This window comes from Micromonospora sp. MA102 (genome assembly GCF_025460765.1).
Lineage (GTDB): Bacteria > Actinomycetota > Actinomycetes > Mycobacteriales > Micromonosporaceae > Micromonospora > Micromonospora halotolerans.
The window spans coordinates 1-15,684 of sequence record NZ_JAMWEG010000010.1; the positions used below are offsets into that span (position 1 = coordinate 1).

Below are 15,684 nucleotides of genomic sequence, written 5' to 3' on the forward strand. Positions count from 1 at the left end.
GGGGTGGGGTGGGTGGGGTGGGGGGTTAGGCCGGGGTTAGGACGGCTTCCTTCAGGAGGCGGCGGGTCAGGACCAGGCGGTCGGCGTCGTCGTCCAGGCCGGGCAGGTCGCCGACCCGGGTCACCTCGCCGGCGAGCAGTGCGCGCAGGGCCGGCTCGCAGGTGCCGGGCAGGGTGATGGTGCGGTCGACGAGGCGCAGCGCCACCTTCCCGTCCCCCGTCGGGGTGAGCTGCCAACGCAGCCCGCCCCGGGGCGCGACCCGGCTGTCCGCGTCGAGCGCGGCCAGGGCGGCGGCCTGGGCGAGGGGCCGGATCGGCGCCGGGCGGGCGGCCGGCCAGGCCCGGTCGCGCAGCCGCGCGGCCACCGCGGCCGGGTCGGCCCGCAGCAGCCAGTCGCGCAGCGCCTCGACCGTCTCGGTCAGCTCCGGCTCGATGGCGTCCGGGTCGGCCACGTCGACGCCGAACGGCAGCCCGGCCCGCAGCCGGGCGTCCTCGGTGGCGAGCGCCAGCAGCTCCTCGACCAGGGCGTACCGGGTCAGCGCCCGGATGCCGACGGTCAGGTGCAGCGAGCTGCACTCCTGGGCCTGGGCGCTGTGCAGCCAGCCGCGCGGCAGGTAGAGCGCGTCGCCGGGTTCGAGCACCACGTCCAGCGCGGGCCGCCCCTCGGCGACCGCGGAGACCTCGTCGGCCCGGCCGCCCCACGGCTGCTTCTCCAACGGGTCGGGCAGCACCGGCGGGTGGATCCGCCAGTGCTTGCGGCCGTCCACCTGGAGCACGAACACGTCGTGGGTGTCGTAGTGGGTGGCGAAGCCCTGGTTGCCGGCCGGGGTCAGGTAGGCGTTGACCTGCAACGGCTGGGCCAGCGCGGCGCCCAGGTCGCGGGCGAAGTCGACAACCGCCGGCCAGGTGCGGTGCAGGCCCTGAAGGACCAGGGTGGCGCCGTCGGCGTACAGGGCCACAATCTTCTCGTCGAGGACCTGGTCGCCGATCTCGGCGCCCGCGCCGCCGCCGCCGGTGAAGCGCGCCGCCGGCACCAGCTGGCCCTCCTTGGCGACCCGCAGGAACGGGGTACGCAGGCCGCGCCGGCTGAGCAGGTCGTCGGCGTCGGCGGGGCTGAGCAGGTCGGTGAAGCCGGCCGGGTTGGGCAGCTCGGCGGCCCGGGACAGCAGCGGGCTGCGCCCCCAGTGGTCGGCGGCGAACTTGGCCGGCTCCACCGCCACGCAGCGCGCGAGGGCGTCGGCCGCGGAAGACGGAACCGCCGGGCGGCCATGGCCGCCCGGCGGGTCGAGGTGCGTCACGGCCATCCGTCAGGCGCTGCCGTCGGCGCCGCCGTCGCGCTGACCGGGGGTCGCGCCACCGTCGGCCGGGCCCTCGGCGCTGCCGTCCGCGCCACCGTCGTGCTGGCCCGGGGTCGCGCCGCCGTCGGCCGGACCCTCCGCGCCGGTGTCGGCACCCTGGTCCCGGCCGCGCTCCGCGCCACGGTCCGCGCCGCCGTCGGCGCCGCCGTCCTGCTGGCCCGGGGTCGCCCCACCGTCGGCCGGGCCTTCCGCACCGCCGCCACCGGTGGTCTGCATGTCGTCGTCGTTGAGTGCCATGGGTGCTCCCTCGGTGTGCCGCCCCGTCGCCGGGGTCCGTGTGCAGCGGGTGGTACCCCACGCCTGATCTTCTCTAACCACACCGTAGACGCCCGAACCCCACCGCACGGACGGTTCGCCGGGCCCCGGCGAGGTCGCCGCGCGGTGGGGCGCGTCCGGTGCCAGGATGGCGGAAAGGAAAAGACGGGAAGGGGTGGCCGTGGGGCAGCCGGAGCCGTTGACGCCGCTGGCCGAGGACTGGCAGCGGGCGCTCGCCGTGGTGGCCCACCCGGACGACCTGGAGTTCGGCGCGGCCGCCGCGGTGGCCCGCTGGACCGGGCAGGGCAGGCAGGTCGTCTACTGCCTGCTCACCAGCGGCGAGGCGGGCATCGACGCCATGCCCCCGGAGCGCAGCCGCGTGCTGCGCGAGGAGGAGCAGCGGGCCTCCGCCGCCGTGGTCGGGGTGGACACCGTGGAGTTCCTCGGCCTCCCCGACGGGCTGCTGGAGTACGGCGTGGCGCTGCGCCGCGCCATCGCCGCCGTGGTGCGCCGCCACCGGCCGGACATCGTGCTCACCAACAACTTCCGGGACACCTGGGACGGGGCGTACGCGCTGAACCAGGCCGACCACATCGCCTGCGGCCGGGCCACGCTGGACGCCGTCCGCGACGCCGGCAACCGCTGGATCTTCCCCGAGCAGCTCACCGACGGGGTGGAGCCGTGGTCCCGGGTCCGCGAGGTGTGGGCGGCCGGCTCCCCGCAGGCCCGGCACGGGGTCGACGTGACGGCCAGCTTCGACCGCGGCGTGGCGTCGCTGCGGGCGCACGGCGCCTACCTGAGGGGGCTGGGCGACGGCGGTTTCGACGCCGAGGAGTTCCTCGAAGGGCTGGCCCGGCCGGCCGGCACCCGGCTGGGCGTCCGGTACGGGGCCGCCTTCGAGGTGTTCCGGATCGACCTCGCCTAGGCGGCCGCGATGATCCTGGTCGGCACGTCGGGCTGGCAGTACCGGGACTGGCGGGAGCGCTTCTACCCGGCGAAGCTGCCGCAGCGGCTCTGGCTGGAGCACTTCGCCGAGCGGTTCGCCACGGTCGAGGTCAACAACGCCTTCTACCGGCTGCCCGAGCGGGACACGTTCGTGGCCTGGCGGGACCGCACACCCGACGACTTCTGCGTGGCGGTGAAGATGAGCCGCTACCTCACCCACATCAAGCGGCTGCGGGAACCGGCCGAGCCGGTGGCCCGCTTCCTGGACCGGGCGACCGGGCTGGGCGACCGGCTGGGGCCCGTGCTGGTGCAGCTCCCGCCCACCATGCGGGCCGACCCGGCGGCCCTGGACGCGACCCTGCGGCTGTTCCCCGCGCAGGTGCGGGTGGCCGTCGAGCCCCGGCACCCGTCCTGGTGGACCGACGACACCCGGCGGGTCCTGGAGCGGCACCGGGCGGCGCTGGTCTGGGCCGATCGGCTCAGCCGCCCGATCACCCCCCTGTGGCGCACCACCGACTTCGGCTACCTGCGGCTGCACGAGGGCCGGGCCCGCCCCTGGCCCCGCTACGGTCGCGCCGCGCTGGCCACCTGGGTGCGCCGGCTGGCCACCGCCTTCCCGGGCGGCGAGCCGGCGTACGTCTACTTCAACAACGACCCGGGCGGCGCGGCCATCGTCGACGCGGTGGCCTTCGCCGGGCTGGCCCGGCGGGCCGGGCTGCCGGTCACCCGGACGCCGCCGGCCCGCCCCGCCGGTGCGGCGGAGCGGGCCGGGAACGGACCCGGTCAGGGAATCATGTGACCCAGGTCCTTCGGCATGGTGGCCTTCACGTCCTCCCACTCGCCCTGGGTCACGTGCCGGCGCAGGGTGTCCAGCACCACCTGCACCACCCGCTGCGGGCCGCCCTCCACGTCGTACGGGAAGCCCTGCCGGACCTCGTAGAGGAAGTCGTCGCGGTTCAGCTTGATCGGCACGTTCTCCGGCTGCCAGCCGTCGAAGTAGATGCCGCGCACCAGCACCGGCAACTGCTGGGCGAACTCGGCGCTCTCCTGCACCGGCATCCGGTCCCGCAGCAGGTGCAGCACCGTGCGCAGCGCCGCGTAGGACTGGTTGCGCTGTGCCTTCGGCCAGCCGTACGCCGACTCGATCTCCTTGAGGATCACGTTCGTCTTGTCCAGCGAGGACTCGAACGCGGAAATCAACTGCTCAGCCATCTGCCCACCCCCGTGGTTCGTTCTCCCAGCGTCGGTCGTCGGTGCGTCGCGGCGGCCCGCTGGGCCCCCGCCAGAGCCGGGTCGGGCTGAACCGACCGGGCCGCCCGCCGCGCCGGGGCACGTCGGGACTCCCGACCACGTGCAGCACTCCGCCGCGGCGTCGATCCGCTACGACCCGCACCGTCATGACCCCACCTCCTCCTCGGCCGCGCGGTCGCGCCGGTCGACGGACCGCGCACACCGTCCATGCTGCTGGCCTGCCGGGTGAGGCGCCCTCACCCGGGCCGGGTGAACTCCTCAGCCGGCGTCGAGCAGGTTCGCGAGGGTGGTGGCGTTGCGCTGGGCGTAGTCGCGGTAGCAGTTGTTCATCAGCACGTGGGTGCGCTCGGCCTCGCCGGCCAGCTCGCGCAGCTTCGGCGCCCAGTCGCGCAGCTCCCGGTCGGAGTAGTCGTAGCCGAACTTCTCGTGGATGTCCTTGCTGGTCCACTTGTCGCTGTGCCCGTGGAAGCGCACCACCGCGAGGTCCGCGGTGGCCGCCAGCACCGGGGGTACGGACGACTTGTGTCCCTGCGGCATGTCCACGCAGACGAACGGCAGCCGGTGCTCGCGCAGGAAGCCGAGCGTCTCCTCGGCGTTGTCGCCGTCGAACCAGGAGGCGTGCCGGAACTCGAAGACCGGGCGCAGTGGGGCGCACCGCCGGGCCACCTCGAGCAGGTACTGCTTGTTGTCCCGCTTGATGGTGAACCAGGGCGGGAACTGGAACAGGATGGCGCCCAGCTTGCCGGCCTCGACCAGGGGGTCCAGGGCGGACAGGAAGCGGGTCCACACCTCCTCGTACGCCTGCGGCGGCAGGTCGTCCGGGTAGAGGTTCTTCTTCTCCGTCTCCGGGCGCAGGTCCTTGTAGAGCGCGGAGACCCGGGTCGGGTGCCCGGTCAGCAGGCTGAACGCCTTGATGTTGAAGGTGAAGCCGGGCGGGGTGCGGTCCACCCACAGCTGTGCGGTCCGCTCGGCGGGCGGCGAGTAGTAGGTGGCGTCCACCTCGACCAGCGGGAACTGCCGGGCGTACCAGGACAGCCGCTTCTCCGGGGTGTCGGCGTTCGCCGGGTACCAGCCGGAGTCGAGCAGGGTCCGGTCGGTCCAGGAGGCGGTGCCCACCTTGATGTCACCCATGTGGTGAGTCCACCGCTACCGGGACCGACCGGCAACTCCGGGCGCCGGTCAGGCCGCCCGCCGCTCCCGGGTCTGCTTGCAGGACACGCAGGAGGTGGCGGAGGGGAAGATCTCCAGCCGCTCCACGGGGATCGGCGCCGAGCAGCCCTCGCAGAAGCCGTACGTGCCCTCGTCGAGGCGGGCGAGCGCGTGCTCGAACTGGGCGCGCCGGTCGAGGATGGTGCGCAGCAGGGACTGGGCGGTGTCCCGCTCGGCGGTCTTGGTGCCGCTGTCGGCCTGGTCGTCGCCGGCGGTGTCGCCGACCTCGACCAGCCGGAGCACCTGGCTCTGCAGCACGGCCTGCTCGTACTCCGCGGTCAGCTCGTCGTACCGCGACGTCAGGGACTGCCGGATCTGGTCGACCTCCGCCTGGGAGCGGCCCGTGGCTGTCGTGTCGTGGACGAGCATCGCTGCCTGCCTTTCCTGGGGCCTCATAACGTCTCCGGGGCGCGAACGCCCCGGAACGTGGTCCGATGGATGCACGGCCGAGATCACCCGTGCTCTGTGAGCCGGGCGATTACCCGCCCGGCGCGTCGGCCAAACCGGGGATTATCGCGTTCTTCGTGGCCGTTCGTACCCGGCTGCGCCGCCCGGACCGTTCCCGTTCCCGCCGCCCCGGCCGCGGTCGTCCCGAAGCGGGCCGATCGCCCGGGTCAGCCGGCCTCGACGAGGGCGGGGTGCCGCGGGTCGTCGGCGCGGACCACCACGTCGGCGAAGGACGCGGGATCGACCTCGTCGGCGTACCGGGCGAACGCCGGGAGGGTCCAGCGCAGCTCGGGGTCGGTCCGCCGGTCCAGCGCCGCCGGGGAGAGCACCAGGTGGACGGCGACGTCGAACGGCAGGCCACCGCCGAGCAGCAGCGCGCCGCTGACCAGGACCACCCCGCCGGGCGGCAGGTCGACGTACGGGGTGCGGCTGGCCCGGTCGGCGGCGGCGTCCCAGAGCGACGGGAGCAGCCGGCCCGACCCGTCCGGCCCGGCCGGGTCGAGGACCTCCCGACGCAGGCCGGCCTCGTCGACCCACCCCTCGTAGTAGGCATCCGGGTTGGTCCGGCCGTGTTCCAGGCGGACCGAGGCGGGCCGGAGGAAGTCGGCGGCCCGGACGTGCAGGACCGGGCGACCGGCGGCGCGCAGCGGATCCACCAGGGCGGCGGCGAGGGCGTCCGGCTCGGCGGCCGGCGGCCCGTCCACGGCCACCCGCAGCCGGCCGGGCACGGCGGCGCCGGCGAGCCGGTCGGCCAGCTCGGCGACGAGCAGCTCGGGCGTGATAGGGCGGACGCGCATCCGACCATCCTGCCCGGCGGGACGGGTCACGGTGCGATCGGCCGGGCGGTCGCGGCTCCGTCCCTGCGGAGCGGGTCACGATGCGATCGGCCGGGCGGTCGGGGCTCCGTCCGGAGGGCGATCGGCACGTGACGGCCGGACCGGGGTGGGTGTCAGCCGGTGCGGTCGATGGTGACCCGCGCGTCGTCGGCGAGCCGGTAGCCGACGCCGTAGACGGTGGTGACCAGCGGGACGTCCACCCCGACCTTGCCGCGCAGGCGGCGTACGTGCACGTCGACGGTGCGGACGCCGGCGTGCTCGTAGCCCCAGACGGCATTGAGAAGTTGCAGGCGGGTGAACACCCGGCGGGGGTGGGCGACGAGGTGCAGCAGCAGGTCGAACTCCAGCCGGGTCAGCGGCAGCGGCTCGCCGTCGCGGAGCACGGACCGGGAGGCGGCCAGGATGTGCAGGGTCGGGATGGTCGGCGCGAGCGGACGCCCCGGTGCGCGGTTGGCCGGCACCGGATCGGGGCGGCGTTCCGCCGGGGCGGCACCGGTGCTGATCACGGCGTCGCCGCGTTCGAGCAGCTCACGGGCCGCGTCGAGCAGCCGGCGGGCGGCCGGGGTGAGCGACTCCTCGCAGGCCAGCGGGATGTTCAGGGTGACCGTGAGCATGGGCGCCGAGGTGTTGGCGGGCCGGCGCTGGCCGCCGGGGGGACGACCCGGGACCGCGGGTTGGGACGTATGCCATCCGGCGCGCGACGAGGCGGGGCTGACCGACATGGTCCTCCTTGGCTGGTCCGGGTATCTCCCCACGGCCCGGGACGCCGCTTCATCGATGCTTCCCGGCGCCTGTGCGAGGGTCAAGGGGCGGCTGCGTTGCATGAATGTGACAATTGACGAACACATCGGAGCCGAATGCTCGCTCTGCGTACGAGGTCCGTTGATTACAGCAGAGCGACGGGTTGACCCGGTACGGGGGGTCCCCGCGCGGTTCACAATGGCCGGTGCCGGGCCGGCCGGCGCGGAAACGTGAACGCGGCGCACCCGGATTCCGGGTACGCCGCGCACCGGCCGGTGGCGCCTCAGCGCTCGCGGTCCACCACGATCCGGGCCTCGTCGGCCAGCCGGTAGCCGATGCCGTACACGGTGGTCACCAGCGGTGTGTCGACGCCGAGCTTGGCGCGCAGCCGGCGCACGTGGACGTCGACGGTGCGGGCCACCGCGTGCTCGTAGCCCCAGACGTTGGCGAGAAGTTGCCGCCGGGTGAACACCCGCCGGGGATGTTCGGCGAGGAACAGCAGCAGGTCGTACTCGATCCGGGTGAGGGCGACCTCGACGCCGTCGTGGCGGATCCGGCGGGTGCCGGTGAGGATGCGTACCGTGCCGGGTTCCTCGGCCCCGGCGGGCGGTGCGGGCGGCTGCGGCGGCGCGGTGGCGCGGCGCAGGTCGAGCACCGCGCGGGCGGCCTGGTGCTCCTCGGGTCGGAGCAGGCCCTCGCCGGAGGCGGCGAGCTCGTCCAGCAGGTCGACCAGCCGCGCCAGGCCGGGCGTCAGCGCGCCGGCGCCCAGGTCCAGGGTGATGGTCAGGGTCGGGGTGGTACGCGGCCGGTGCGGCGCGACGCGGTCGGGGCGGCCCGGTCGGGCCGGACGGGAGGAGATGGCGACGACGGACATGGGAGCCTCCTGTGCGGGCGGTCGCCCCGCCCCACCGGGGCGTGCGGCGGGACGGTCAGCGGGGCGCCCGGCCGGCGGTCACCGGGGGCGCGGCGGGCGAGGGTCGGAGCGGCGGGGTGGGGCCGAGGGTGGGCAGGCCGGCGATGCGCCAGGCGGCGAAGCCGCCCGCCACGTCGGTGGCCCGGTGCAGGCCGAGGTCCTGGAGGGCGGCGGCGGCCAGCGAGGAGGTGTAGCCCTCCTGGCAGAGGACGATCACCGGCACGTCGTAGCCGACGGCCTGCGGCAGGCGGGCCGCGCAGCGCGGGTCGAAGCGCCACTCCAGGACGTTGCGCTCGACGGCGAGGGCGCCCGGCACGGTGCCGTGCGCGGCACGCTGGCCGGCGGGCCGGATGTCCACGAGCAGGGCCCCGCCGCGCACCGCCAGGTGGGCCTGCTCGGGGTCGAGCCGGCGCAGCCGCGCGCGGGCGGCGGCGAGGACCTCGTCGATGCCCCGGGAGCCGGGCGGTGGGACCGGACAGCTCCCGGTGCGGGTGGGGGTGTGCGCCATCGTGGCGTCCTTTCCAGCGGCGACGGTCGGGGGTCGGAATGTGGGGCGGCTCACCAGGCGACCCCGGCCTCGGCCACCTCGGCGACCAGGAGCCGCCCGGCGTCGAGGCGGTAGCGGGTCATCCGGCGCAGCGCGGGCCGGTAGACGTGCACGCTAACCGCCGGCTGGTCGCTCCGGTTGCTGACCACGTGGACGTGCCGGGGGCCGAAGCGGCGGCCGGCGCCGGCGGCGAGCTGGTGCGGGCGCAGCCGGCCGCCGACGACGGTCTCCTCGGTGAGGGTGCCGGCGACGACCAGGAAGGCGCCCGAGGAGCCGCCGTGGTCGTGCAGGTCGGTGCCCTGCCCGGGCAGCCAGCTCAGCGCCCACACCTCGTGCTCGGCGCCGGCGGCCAGCCGCGCGTACCACCGTTCGGCGCGGTCGAAGCGCAGCACCACCGGCCAGCCGGTCGGGTCGGCCCAGCGGGCGGCGACGGCGAGCAGGTCGGACGGGTCGGCGCTGGTCATCGGCGGTGCGTCCTCACGGTACGGGTGCGGCGTGCCTCCTCAGCATAGTCTTCAAACCCTATGGGTTTAGTAGGTAATACCGGATGCTGGGACGGATGGCTCCGCGCACCGGGAGGTCAGCGAAGGACGGGCGGGTCGACCCGGTAGCCGGGGACCGACGGCCAGCGCACGGTGAGCACCACCGACTCACGCTCGGCGTACCAGGAGTGGTCCACGCCCCGGCCCCAGACCACGTAGTCGCCGGGCGCGCGCAGCAGGACGGTCCGATCCGGCAGCTCGATCCGGAAGGCCCCGCTGATCAGCACCAGCAGGGCCGTACGCCGCTCGCCGGTGGCCCACCGCGAGCGGGTCTCCCCCGCCGGGTGCACGCCCCACTTCACCTCGACCTCGCTGCTGTGCCGGACGTCGCCGGGCGGCTTGAAGTGACCCAGCAGCCAGCCCGCGTCGGCCGCCCCGTCCACCGCCGCGTTGCCGACGTACACCCGATCGTCCATCCGCGCCTCCCGTGCCGGCTCGGCAAGCTACCAGGCGCGCCCGGCGGGCTCCCACTAGCCTGGACGGATGCCCCAGGAACTCGACGCCGAGACGCTCGACTTCGCCCACCGGATGTTCGACCTGGCCCGCGCCGGGGCGACCGACGAGCTGGCGGCGAACGTGGACGCCGGGCTGCCGGTCAACCTGACCAACGACAAGGGCGACACGCTGCTCATCCTGGCCGCGTACCACGCCCACCCGGAGACCGTGGGCGCGCTGCTCGCCCGCGGCGCCGACCCCACCCGGAGCAACGACCGAGGGCAGACCGCGCTCGCCGCGGCGGTGTTCCGCCGCAACGCCGAGGCGGTCCGGGCGCTGCTCGACGCCGGCGCCGACCCCGAGCACGGCGACCCCTCGGCGGTCGAGACGGCCCGCTTCTTCGACCTTCCCGAGATGCTCACAATCCTCGGCCGGAACTGACCGGCCCGGGCGAGCCGCCGGCGCGCCCGACGCGACCGGCGGCGGGGCGGTATACAGGTGCGGTGGAGGATCCCGTACCCGAGCAGATGCGCGCGGCGGCCGGCGCGCTGCTGGCGGCGCTCGACGAACCGGCCCGGCAGCGGGCCCGGCACGACTTCGACGACGAGCCGGCCCGCCGGTGGCTGGAGTACCGGCCCCGGCCCCGGCCGGGCGCCAGCCTCGCCGACCTGGACGTCACCGCCCGCAAGGCCGCCCACCGGCTGCTCGCCACCGCGCTCAGCCCCGCCGCGTACGCCCAGGCCATGGCCGTGGTGGCGCTGGAGGAGGTGCTCGACCGGGCGGAGGGCTGGGGGCGCGGCCGGCACAGCGGCGACTACTGGGTGGCCGTCTTCGGCGATCCCGGGCGCGACGACCGGTGGGCCTGGCGGTTCGAGGGGCACCACCTGTCGGTCAGCATGACCGTGGTCGACGACCAGGTCTCCCCCGCCCCGATCTTCCTGGGCGCCAACCCGGCCACCGTCCGGCACGCCGGCCGGCCGGTCTCCCGGCCGCTCGGGCCGGAGGAGGACCTGGCCCGGGAGCTGCTCGACGCGCTCGGGCCGGCCGGCCGGACCGCCGCGGTCGTCACCGACGAGGCGCCGGCCGACATCATCAGCGCCACCCGGGCCACGGCGCCGGGGCGGCTCGACCCGCTCGGCGTGCCCCGCGGCCGGCTCGCCCCGTCCGGCCGGGCGCTGCTCGACCGGCTCGTCGCGCTCTACCTCGACCGGCTCCCGCCGGAGCTGGCCACCCGCGAGGTGCGCCGGCTCGCCGGCGGGGAGCTGCACTTCGCCTGGGCCGGCCCGGTCGGGCCGGGCCAGCGGCACTACTACCGGATCCAGGGCGACGACCTGCTGATCGAGTACGACAACACCAGCGAGGACGGCAACCACGCGCACACCGTGCTGCGCCGCCCGGCCAGCGACTTCGGCGCGGACGTGCTGGCCGACCACCACTCCGCCGCACACTGACGGCGGCCGCGTCAGGGCGGCGGCCCGGTCAGGGCGGTGGCCCGGTCAGGGCGGTGGCCCGGTCAGGGCGGCGGCCGGGTCAGCGCTGGCGGGCCTCGATGAGGAAGCGCCGGGCGTGCGCCACGAACGGGCCCTCGGCCCGGATGCGCTCGTGCAGGCGGCGCAGCTCGGCGCGGTACCGGTCGACGGTGAAGCCGGGCACCGTCCAGACCACCTTGCGCAGGAACCAGACCACCGCGCCGATGTCGTGGAACACGGTGCGCAGGGTGGCCTCGCGCAGGTCCACCACGGTCAGCCCGGCCGCCTCGGCCGCGGCGACCGCCTGCTCGGGGTGGCGGCGCTCCGGCGGCGGCAACGGCCCGAGGATGGCCTCGCTCAGCTCACGGACCGTGCCGGCGCCGATCTGCTGGGACAGGTAGCTGCCGCCGGGGCGCAGCACCCGGGAGACCTCGTCCCACCAGGTGTCCACCGGGTGCCGGCTGACCACGAGGTCGAACGCGGCGTCGCGGAAGGGCAGCGGCGGCCGGTCGGCGACCTGGACCACGGTGGCCCCGACCCGGCGCAGGGTCCGGCGGGCGACCGGCACGTTCGGCGGCCACGCCTCGCTGGCGACCAGCAGCGGCGGCGGGACCGGGATCCCGGCCAGCACCTCTCCCCCGCCGGTGTCGATGTCCAGTGCGGCCCGGACGGTGGCCATCCGTGCGCCGACCAGGCGGGCGTACCCCCAGGGCGGGCGTTCCTCGGTGGCCCGCCCGGCCAGCCAGGAGAAGTCCCAGCCCTCGACCGGCGCGGCCGCCCCCTCGGCGATCAGCTCGTCGGCGTCCCGTTCGGTGTTCACCCGGCGAGCCTGGCGGCCGGGGGCGGCCGACGGCAAGGCGTTTTCAGGCCTTCGGGCGGATGATCTCCACGGTGGCGCCGGGGATGTCCCGCAGCGCCTCGAAGCCGGTCGGCTCCGCGGCCCGGCGCCGGTCGAACTGGCGCATCAGCCGGGAGCCCAGCCTCACCCCCACCGAGCCCACGGCCAGTGCGAGCAGCTCGACGGCCACCTCGACGCCGTTGGCGCCGCGCTGCGGCGCCTGGGCCCGGATCAGGCAGGTGAGCAGGAACAGCGCCGCCATCGCGGCGTTGACCAGGTTGAAGGTGATCGCGGTCCGCCTTGTCCGGTCGGCCCGGGCGTCCCACAGGTCGACCATCCCGGCGACCGTCGTGAGCGCCGCGGCCACCAGGGCGGCGACGGCCGTCCAGTAGCCCACCTCGCCGAGGAAGGCCGGGCCGCCGGCGACGTCGGCGAGGTCGAAGACCGCGGCGCTGACGAAGAGCCCGAAGGGGAACGTCACCAGCATCGGTTGGATCGGGTTGCCCTGCACCCGCAGCCGGCTCTCCATCGGTTCCTCCCCAGGTCCGAGCAGCTCACCAGTCCAGGGTGCTACCCGGGGCCCACCGGGACGAAACGAATGTCGCTCAGTTGTCCCGGGGTCGGGAGACGGTGAGCAGGAGCCGCTCGGCCACCTCACGCAGCGGTATGTCCAACGAGGACGCGGCGCTGCGGAGGACGTCCAGCGCCTCCGGCGCGGGGCAGCCGCGCTGCGTCATGATCACGCCGACGGCCTGCCCGACGACCCCGTCGGCCAGCGCCGCGCTGTCGAGCTGGTCGGCCCGTGCGGCCAGCCGCTCCCGGTTCCGGGTGGCGGCCAGCAGCAGCCCGGCGTGCTCGGCGAGGAGCATGGCGGTGAGCTGGTGCCGGGGGGTGAGCGCGCCGGCCGACTCGGCGTAGAGGTTGATCGCGCCGATCACCTGCTCGTCCACGTCCACCGGCGCGGCGATGACCCCGTGCACGCCCAGCCCGCGGGCCCGCTCCGACCAGGCCGGCCAGCGCGACTCGCCGGTCAGGTCGCCCGCCGTGATCATCTCGCGCCGCCGGATGGCGGTCAGGGCCGGCGTGTCCGGACCGTGCCGCAGGTCGTCCAGCTCGGCCCGCTCCGGGTCGGAGGCGGCCACCCCGGCGGGCTCACCGGCACGCAGCGCGGTGAATCCGCAGCAGTCCACCCCGGGTACGGCGTCCCGGGCGATCCGGACCAGCCGGTCGAGCGCCTCGTCGAAGTCGGTGACCGCGATGAGGCCGGCGGTCAGCTCCCGCAGCAGCGCGGCGGTCTCCAGCACCCCGAGCGTGTCGGTCATGGGGTCCCGCGTGTCGAGGTTCACCGGGCCGCGGCCTCCGCCACCCCCACGCCCGTCCACGCGGTGTGCCCGTCCGGCGCCGTTGCCTGTCCCATGATCGCTCTCTCCCTGACTCGAAGCCCCGGCCTACTACCCTCCCAAACCAGGATCGAAACCGCGCAAAGGGGTCCCTTCCGGCGCGGTAAGCGCCGGAAGGGACCCCTCGCGGAGGGTCAGCGGGAGCCGGAGATGAGCCGCCGCCCCACCGAGGCGATCAGCCGGTCCAGCTCCGAGCCGAACGGGTTGTCGTGCACCAGGTACGTCCACGTCGCGGTCGGCCGCACCAGCTTGGCGGCGTCCGGCTCCCACCCGTCGGAGAACTCGGTCTCCTCGAAGGTGGCGATGGTCCGCGTCTCGATCTCGGGGATCAGCGCGTTGAACGCCGGCACCGCGCTGCGGTGGAACTCGTCCAGCGGGTCGAGCCGGCCCAGGGCCCGCAGGTGCACGCCCTCGCGGACCTCGGAGAGCTCGGCCAGGTGCTCGGCCCAGAGCCGGTCCAGGTGGTAGAGGGCGATCTTGCGGGCCACCTCGGCGAGCAGGTCCTCGTCCATCTCGCCGGCCTTCTCCGGCACCCGCTCCAGCAGCATGAGCGCGGCGATGTCGCTGGTCAGCAGCCGCTCCCGGCGCTCGGCCAGCGCCTTGCGCTGCTGCTCGATCACCTGGCTGTAGCGCCAGGTGTTGCGGTGGATCTCGTGGTTGACGCCCTCGGCGACCCGCTGGGCGTGCTCCACGGCGTAGTCGACCTGCGGGTCGGTGACCAGGCCGTCGGCGTTCATCCGGGGCGACGCCGGGACGGTGTCGCCGGCGTGCCGCACGACCAGGTCGTCCTCCAGGCTGACGAAGAAGACCGAGCCACCCGGGTCGCCCTGCCGGCCGGCCCGGCCCCGGAGCTGGTCGTCGACGCGGCGGCTGTCGTGCCGGCCGCTGCCGATCACGTAGAGGCCGCCCAGCTCGGCGACCCGCTCCCGGTCGGCCTGGTCGCTGCCGCCGAGCCGGATGTCCACGCCCCGGCCGGCCATCTGCGTGGAGACGGTCACCGCGCCGTACGCGCCGGCCTCGGCGATGATCCCCGCCTCCTCGTCGTCGTTCTTGGCGTTGAGCACGACGCAGGAGACCCCGGCGGCGTGCAGGCCGGCGGCGAGCCCCTCGGACTCCTTCACGTCGAGGGTGCCGACCAGCACCGGACGGCCGGCCTCGTGGCAGCGCCGGATCTCGTCGATCAGCGCCTCTTCCTTCTCGGCCCGGGTGGCGTAGATCCGGTCCGTCTCGTCCTCGCGGACGCACGGGGTGTTCGGCGGGATCACCGCCACCTCGAGGCCGAAGAACTCGCGGAGCTGGTCGCCGACGAGGACCGCGGTCGCGGTCATGCCGCAGACGGTCGGGTAGAGCGCGATGTAGGCCTGGACCGTGATGGTGCCGAGCACCTCGCCCTCGGCGGTGGCGTCCAGGCCCTCCTTGGCCTCGACCGCCGCCTGGAGCCCGTCCGGCCAGCGGCGGCGCTGGGCCACCCGGCCACGCATCTCGTCGATCAGCTCGACCGACTTGTCCCGCACGATGTAGTCCACGTCGCGGTGCAGCAGGGCGTGCGCGTGCAGCGCCACGTTGACCGCGGAGAGCTGCCCGACGTGCTCCTCGTCGTAGAGGTCGATGCCGCCCAGCTTGGCCTCGACCGTGGCCAGGCCGACCGTGGTGAAGGCGACGCTGCGGCCGTCCTCGGCGATCGTGTAGTGCCGGTCCCTACGCAGGCCGCGCACCAGCGCGGCGGCGGCGTGCACCGGGTCCTGCTCGCCGGGGACCGCGCCCGCCAGGACCATCGGCACCCGGGCCTCGTCGATGAGGATCGAGTCGGCCTCGTCGACGATGGCGGTCTTCAGGGCCGGCTGGACCCGCTCGGACAGGTCGGTGACGAGCTGGTCGCGGAGGAAGTCGAAGCCGGCCTCGCTGACTGCGATGTAGGTGACGTCGCAGGCGTAGGCGGCGCGCCGCTCCTCGGGGGTGGACGCCTCGTTGACCCAGCCGACGGTGAGCCCGAGCAGGGCGTAGACCGGGCCCATCCACTCGGCGTCGCGGCGGGCCAGGTAGTCGTTGACGGTGAGCACGTGCACCGGGCCGTTGCCCATCCGGACGTGCCCGTAGGCCGCGATGGCCGCGGTCAGCGTCTTGCCCTCACCGGTGGCCATCTCGGCGACCTTGCCGGACAGCAGCGCCATGGCGCCGAGCAGCTGGACGTCGTACGGCCGCTGGTCGAGGCCGCGGCGGGCCGCCTCGCGGCCGATCGCGCACAGCTCCTCGTAGCCGGCGGCCTGCCCGGCCGCCTCGGTCAGCTCCGCGTCGGAGAGCTTCTCCAGCGCGGCCTCGCGGGCCTCGATCGCCGGGAGCAGCTTCTCCAGCGGGGCCAGGTCGACGGTCGTTCCCGGGCGCTGGAGGAACCGCCGGAACCTGGTCTTCAGACGTTGCGACACACCCATGAGCGGCAACGGTACGCGAACGGGAGCCGATTGTGACACCCGTGCGGCACGGTTGCCGGGGGGTGTCCGA

Annotated in this window: 19 protein-coding genes; 4 read left to right on the forward strand and 15 right to left on the reverse strand. The window is 75.1% G+C overall.

Annotated features, from left to right (window positions below):
• Positions 1–25: 25 nt before the first annotated feature.
• Together NFX44_RS20490 and NFX44_RS20495 are read right to left on the reverse strand one after the other, a co-directional pair.
• Entirely contained in the window at positions 26–1,297 is a 1,272-nt protein-coding gene (locus NFX44_RS20490) for a cupin domain-containing protein (RefSeq protein ID WP_262285367.1), read from the reverse strand.
• Between the two features lie 9 nt (positions 1,298–1,306).
• Positions 1,307–1,594: a hypothetical protein gene (locus NFX44_RS20495; RefSeq protein ID WP_262285180.1), complete on the reverse strand. Its 288-nt coding sequence runs from the start codon at positions 1,592–1,594 to the stop codon at positions 1,307–1,309.
• A 199-nt stretch (positions 1,595–1,793) separates the two neighbouring features.
• Here NFX44_RS20495 and NFX44_RS20500 point away from each other — a divergent pair, with 199 nt between their 5' ends.
• Positions 1,794–2,537, forward strand: coding sequence for a PIG-L deacetylase family protein (locus NFX44_RS20500; RefSeq protein WP_262285181.1), 744 nt, complete (start codon positions 1,794–1,796; stop codon positions 2,535–2,537).
• 9 nt (positions 2,538–2,546) lie between these two features.
• Entirely contained in the window at positions 2,547–3,356 is an 810-nt protein-coding gene (locus tag NFX44_RS20505; RefSeq protein WP_262285182.1) for a DUF72 domain-containing protein, read from the forward strand.
• On the opposite strand, the gene NFX44_RS20510 is transcribed toward NFX44_RS20505, so the two are convergent.
• The 9 genes from NFX44_RS20510 to NFX44_RS20550 form a co-directional block, all read right to left on the reverse strand.
• Positions 3,341–3,769, reverse strand: coding sequence for a DUF2267 domain-containing protein (locus NFX44_RS20510; RefSeq protein ID WP_151461720.1), 429 nt, complete (start codon positions 3,767–3,769; stop codon positions 3,341–3,343). The genes NFX44_RS20505 and NFX44_RS20510 overlap by 16 nt on opposite strands.
• Before the next feature lie 297 nt (positions 3,770–4,066).
• Positions 4,067–4,939: a DUF72 domain-containing protein gene (locus NFX44_RS20515; RefSeq protein WP_262285183.1), complete on the reverse strand. Its 873-nt coding sequence runs from the start codon at positions 4,937–4,939 to the stop codon at positions 4,067–4,069.
• 48 nt (positions 4,940–4,987) lie between these two features.
• A complete protein-coding gene (locus tag NFX44_RS20520; RefSeq protein ID WP_091266032.1) occupies positions 4,988–5,386 on the reverse strand; it encodes a TraR/DksA C4-type zinc finger protein in 399 nt (132 codons plus the stop codon).
• Between the two features lie 245 nt (positions 5,387–5,631).
• On the reverse strand, positions 5,632–6,261 hold the full coding sequence (locus NFX44_RS20525; protein WP_262285184.1) for a uridine kinase: 630 nt from the start codon (positions 6,259–6,261) through the stop codon (positions 5,632–5,634).
• Positions 6,262–6,413: 152 nt separating this feature from the next.
• Positions 6,414–7,022 carry a winged helix-turn-helix domain-containing protein gene (locus NFX44_RS20530; protein WP_262285185.1) on the reverse strand — a complete coding sequence of 203 codons (609 nt, stop codon included), beginning with the start codon at positions 7,020–7,022 and terminating at the stop codon, positions 6,414–6,416.
• 302 nt (positions 7,023–7,324) lie between these two features.
• Positions 7,325–7,828: a winged helix-turn-helix domain-containing protein gene (locus NFX44_RS20535; protein WP_262285368.1), complete on the reverse strand. Its 504-nt coding sequence runs from the start codon at positions 7,826–7,828 to the stop codon at positions 7,325–7,327.
• A gap of 142 nt (positions 7,829–7,970) precedes the next feature.
• The gene (locus NFX44_RS20540) at positions 7,971–8,462 is read right to left on the reverse strand and encodes a rhodanese-like domain-containing protein (protein ID WP_262285186.1); all 492 of its coding nucleotides are present in this window, start codon (positions 8,460–8,462) and stop codon (positions 7,971–7,973) included.
• Positions 8,463–8,512: 50 nt separating this feature from the next.
• A complete protein-coding gene (locus NFX44_RS20545) occupies positions 8,513–8,965 on the reverse strand; it encodes a cysteine dioxygenase family protein (RefSeq protein WP_262285187.1) in 453 nt (150 codons plus the stop codon).
• A gap of 116 nt (positions 8,966–9,081) precedes the next feature.
• The gene (locus tag NFX44_RS20550) at positions 9,082–9,459 is read right to left on the reverse strand and encodes a signal peptidase I (RefSeq protein WP_262285188.1); all 378 of its coding nucleotides are present in this window, start codon (positions 9,457–9,459) and stop codon (positions 9,082–9,084) included.
• 67 nt (positions 9,460–9,526) lie between these two features.
• On the opposite strand from NFX44_RS20550, the gene NFX44_RS20555 reads away from it, so the two are divergent.
• Both NFX44_RS20555 and NFX44_RS20560 read left to right on the forward strand, forming a co-directional pair.
• Positions 9,527–9,919 carry an ankyrin repeat domain-containing protein gene (locus tag NFX44_RS20555; protein WP_262285189.1) on the forward strand — a complete coding sequence of 131 codons (393 nt, stop codon included), beginning with the start codon at positions 9,527–9,529 and terminating at the stop codon, positions 9,917–9,919.
• Positions 9,920–9,981: 62 nt separating this feature from the next.
• Complete coding sequence (locus NFX44_RS20560) at positions 9,982–10,929, forward strand: DUF3500 domain-containing protein (RefSeq protein ID WP_262285190.1); 948 nt, start codon at positions 9,982–9,984, stop codon at positions 10,927–10,929.
• A 79-nt stretch (positions 10,930–11,008) separates the two neighbouring features.
• Here NFX44_RS20560 and NFX44_RS20565 read toward each other — a convergent pair whose 3' ends face one another.
• From NFX44_RS20565 to secA2, 4 genes are all read right to left on the reverse strand, one after another.
• Positions 11,009–11,767 (reverse strand): class I SAM-dependent methyltransferase, encoded by a 759-nt coding sequence (locus NFX44_RS20565; RefSeq protein ID WP_262285191.1) that lies wholly within the window; start codon positions 11,765–11,767, stop codon positions 11,009–11,011.
• Positions 11,768–11,810: 43 nt separating this feature from the next.
• Entirely contained in the window at positions 11,811–12,314 is a 504-nt protein-coding gene (locus NFX44_RS20570) for a DUF2231 domain-containing protein (protein WP_262285192.1), read from the reverse strand.
• A gap of 76 nt (positions 12,315–12,390) precedes the next feature.
• A complete protein-coding gene (locus NFX44_RS20575) occupies positions 12,391–13,131 on the reverse strand; it encodes a GAF and ANTAR domain-containing protein (RefSeq protein ID WP_262285193.1) in 741 nt (246 codons plus the stop codon).
• Positions 13,132–13,319: 188 nt separating this feature from the next.
• On the reverse strand, positions 13,320–15,614 hold the full coding sequence (gene secA2, locus NFX44_RS20580; protein WP_262285194.1) for an accessory Sec system translocase SecA2: 2,295 nt from the start codon (positions 15,612–15,614) through the stop codon (positions 13,320–13,322).
• Positions 15,615–15,684 lie beyond the last annotated feature (70 nt).

Coding starts and splice junctions, on each gene's coding strand:
- NFX44_RS20520 (WP_091266032.1), bottom strand. CDS start 5,386: ATGCTCGTCCACGACACGACAGCCACGGGCCGCTCCCAGGCGGAGGTC.
- NFX44_RS20530 (WP_262285185.1), bottom strand. CDS start 7,022: ATGTCGGTCAGCCCCGCCTCGTCGCGCGCCGGATGGCATACGTCCCAA.
- NFX44_RS20505 (WP_262285182.1), top strand. CDS start 2,547: ATGATCCTGGTCGGCACGTCGGGCTGGCAGTACCGGGACTGGCGGGAG.
- NFX44_RS20540 (WP_262285186.1), bottom strand. CDS start 8,462: ATGGCGCACACCCCCACCCGCACCGGGAGCTGTCCGGTCCCACCGCCC.
- secA2 (WP_262285194.1), bottom strand. CDS start 15,614: ATGGGTGTGTCGCAACGTCTGAAGACCAGGTTCCGGCGGTTCCTCCAG.
- NFX44_RS20545 (WP_262285187.1), bottom strand. CDS start 8,965: ATGACCAGCGCCGACCCGTCCGACCTGCTCGCCGTCGCCGCCCGCTGG.
- NFX44_RS20525 (WP_262285184.1), bottom strand. CDS start 6,261: ATGCGCGTCCGCCCTATCACGCCCGAGCTGCTCGTCGCCGAGCTGGCC.
- NFX44_RS20495 (WP_262285180.1), bottom strand. CDS start 1,594: ATGGCACTCAACGACGACGACATGCAGACCACCGGTGGCGGCGGTGCG.
- NFX44_RS20550 (WP_262285188.1), bottom strand. CDS start 9,459: ATGGACGATCGGGTGTACGTCGGCAACGCGGCGGTGGACGGGGCGGCC.
- NFX44_RS20555 (WP_262285189.1), top strand. CDS start 9,527: ATGCCCCAGGAACTCGACGCCGAGACGCTCGACTTCGCCCACCGGATG.
- NFX44_RS20515 (WP_262285183.1), bottom strand. CDS start 4,939: ATGGGTGACATCAAGGTGGGCACCGCCTCCTGGACCGACCGGACCCTG.
- NFX44_RS20570 (WP_262285192.1), bottom strand. CDS start 12,314: ATGGAGAGCCGGCTGCGGGTGCAGGGCAACCCGATCCAACCGATGCTG.
- NFX44_RS20510 (WP_151461720.1), bottom strand. CDS start 3,769: ATGGCTGAGCAGTTGATTTCCGCGTTCGAGTCCTCGCTGGACAAGACG.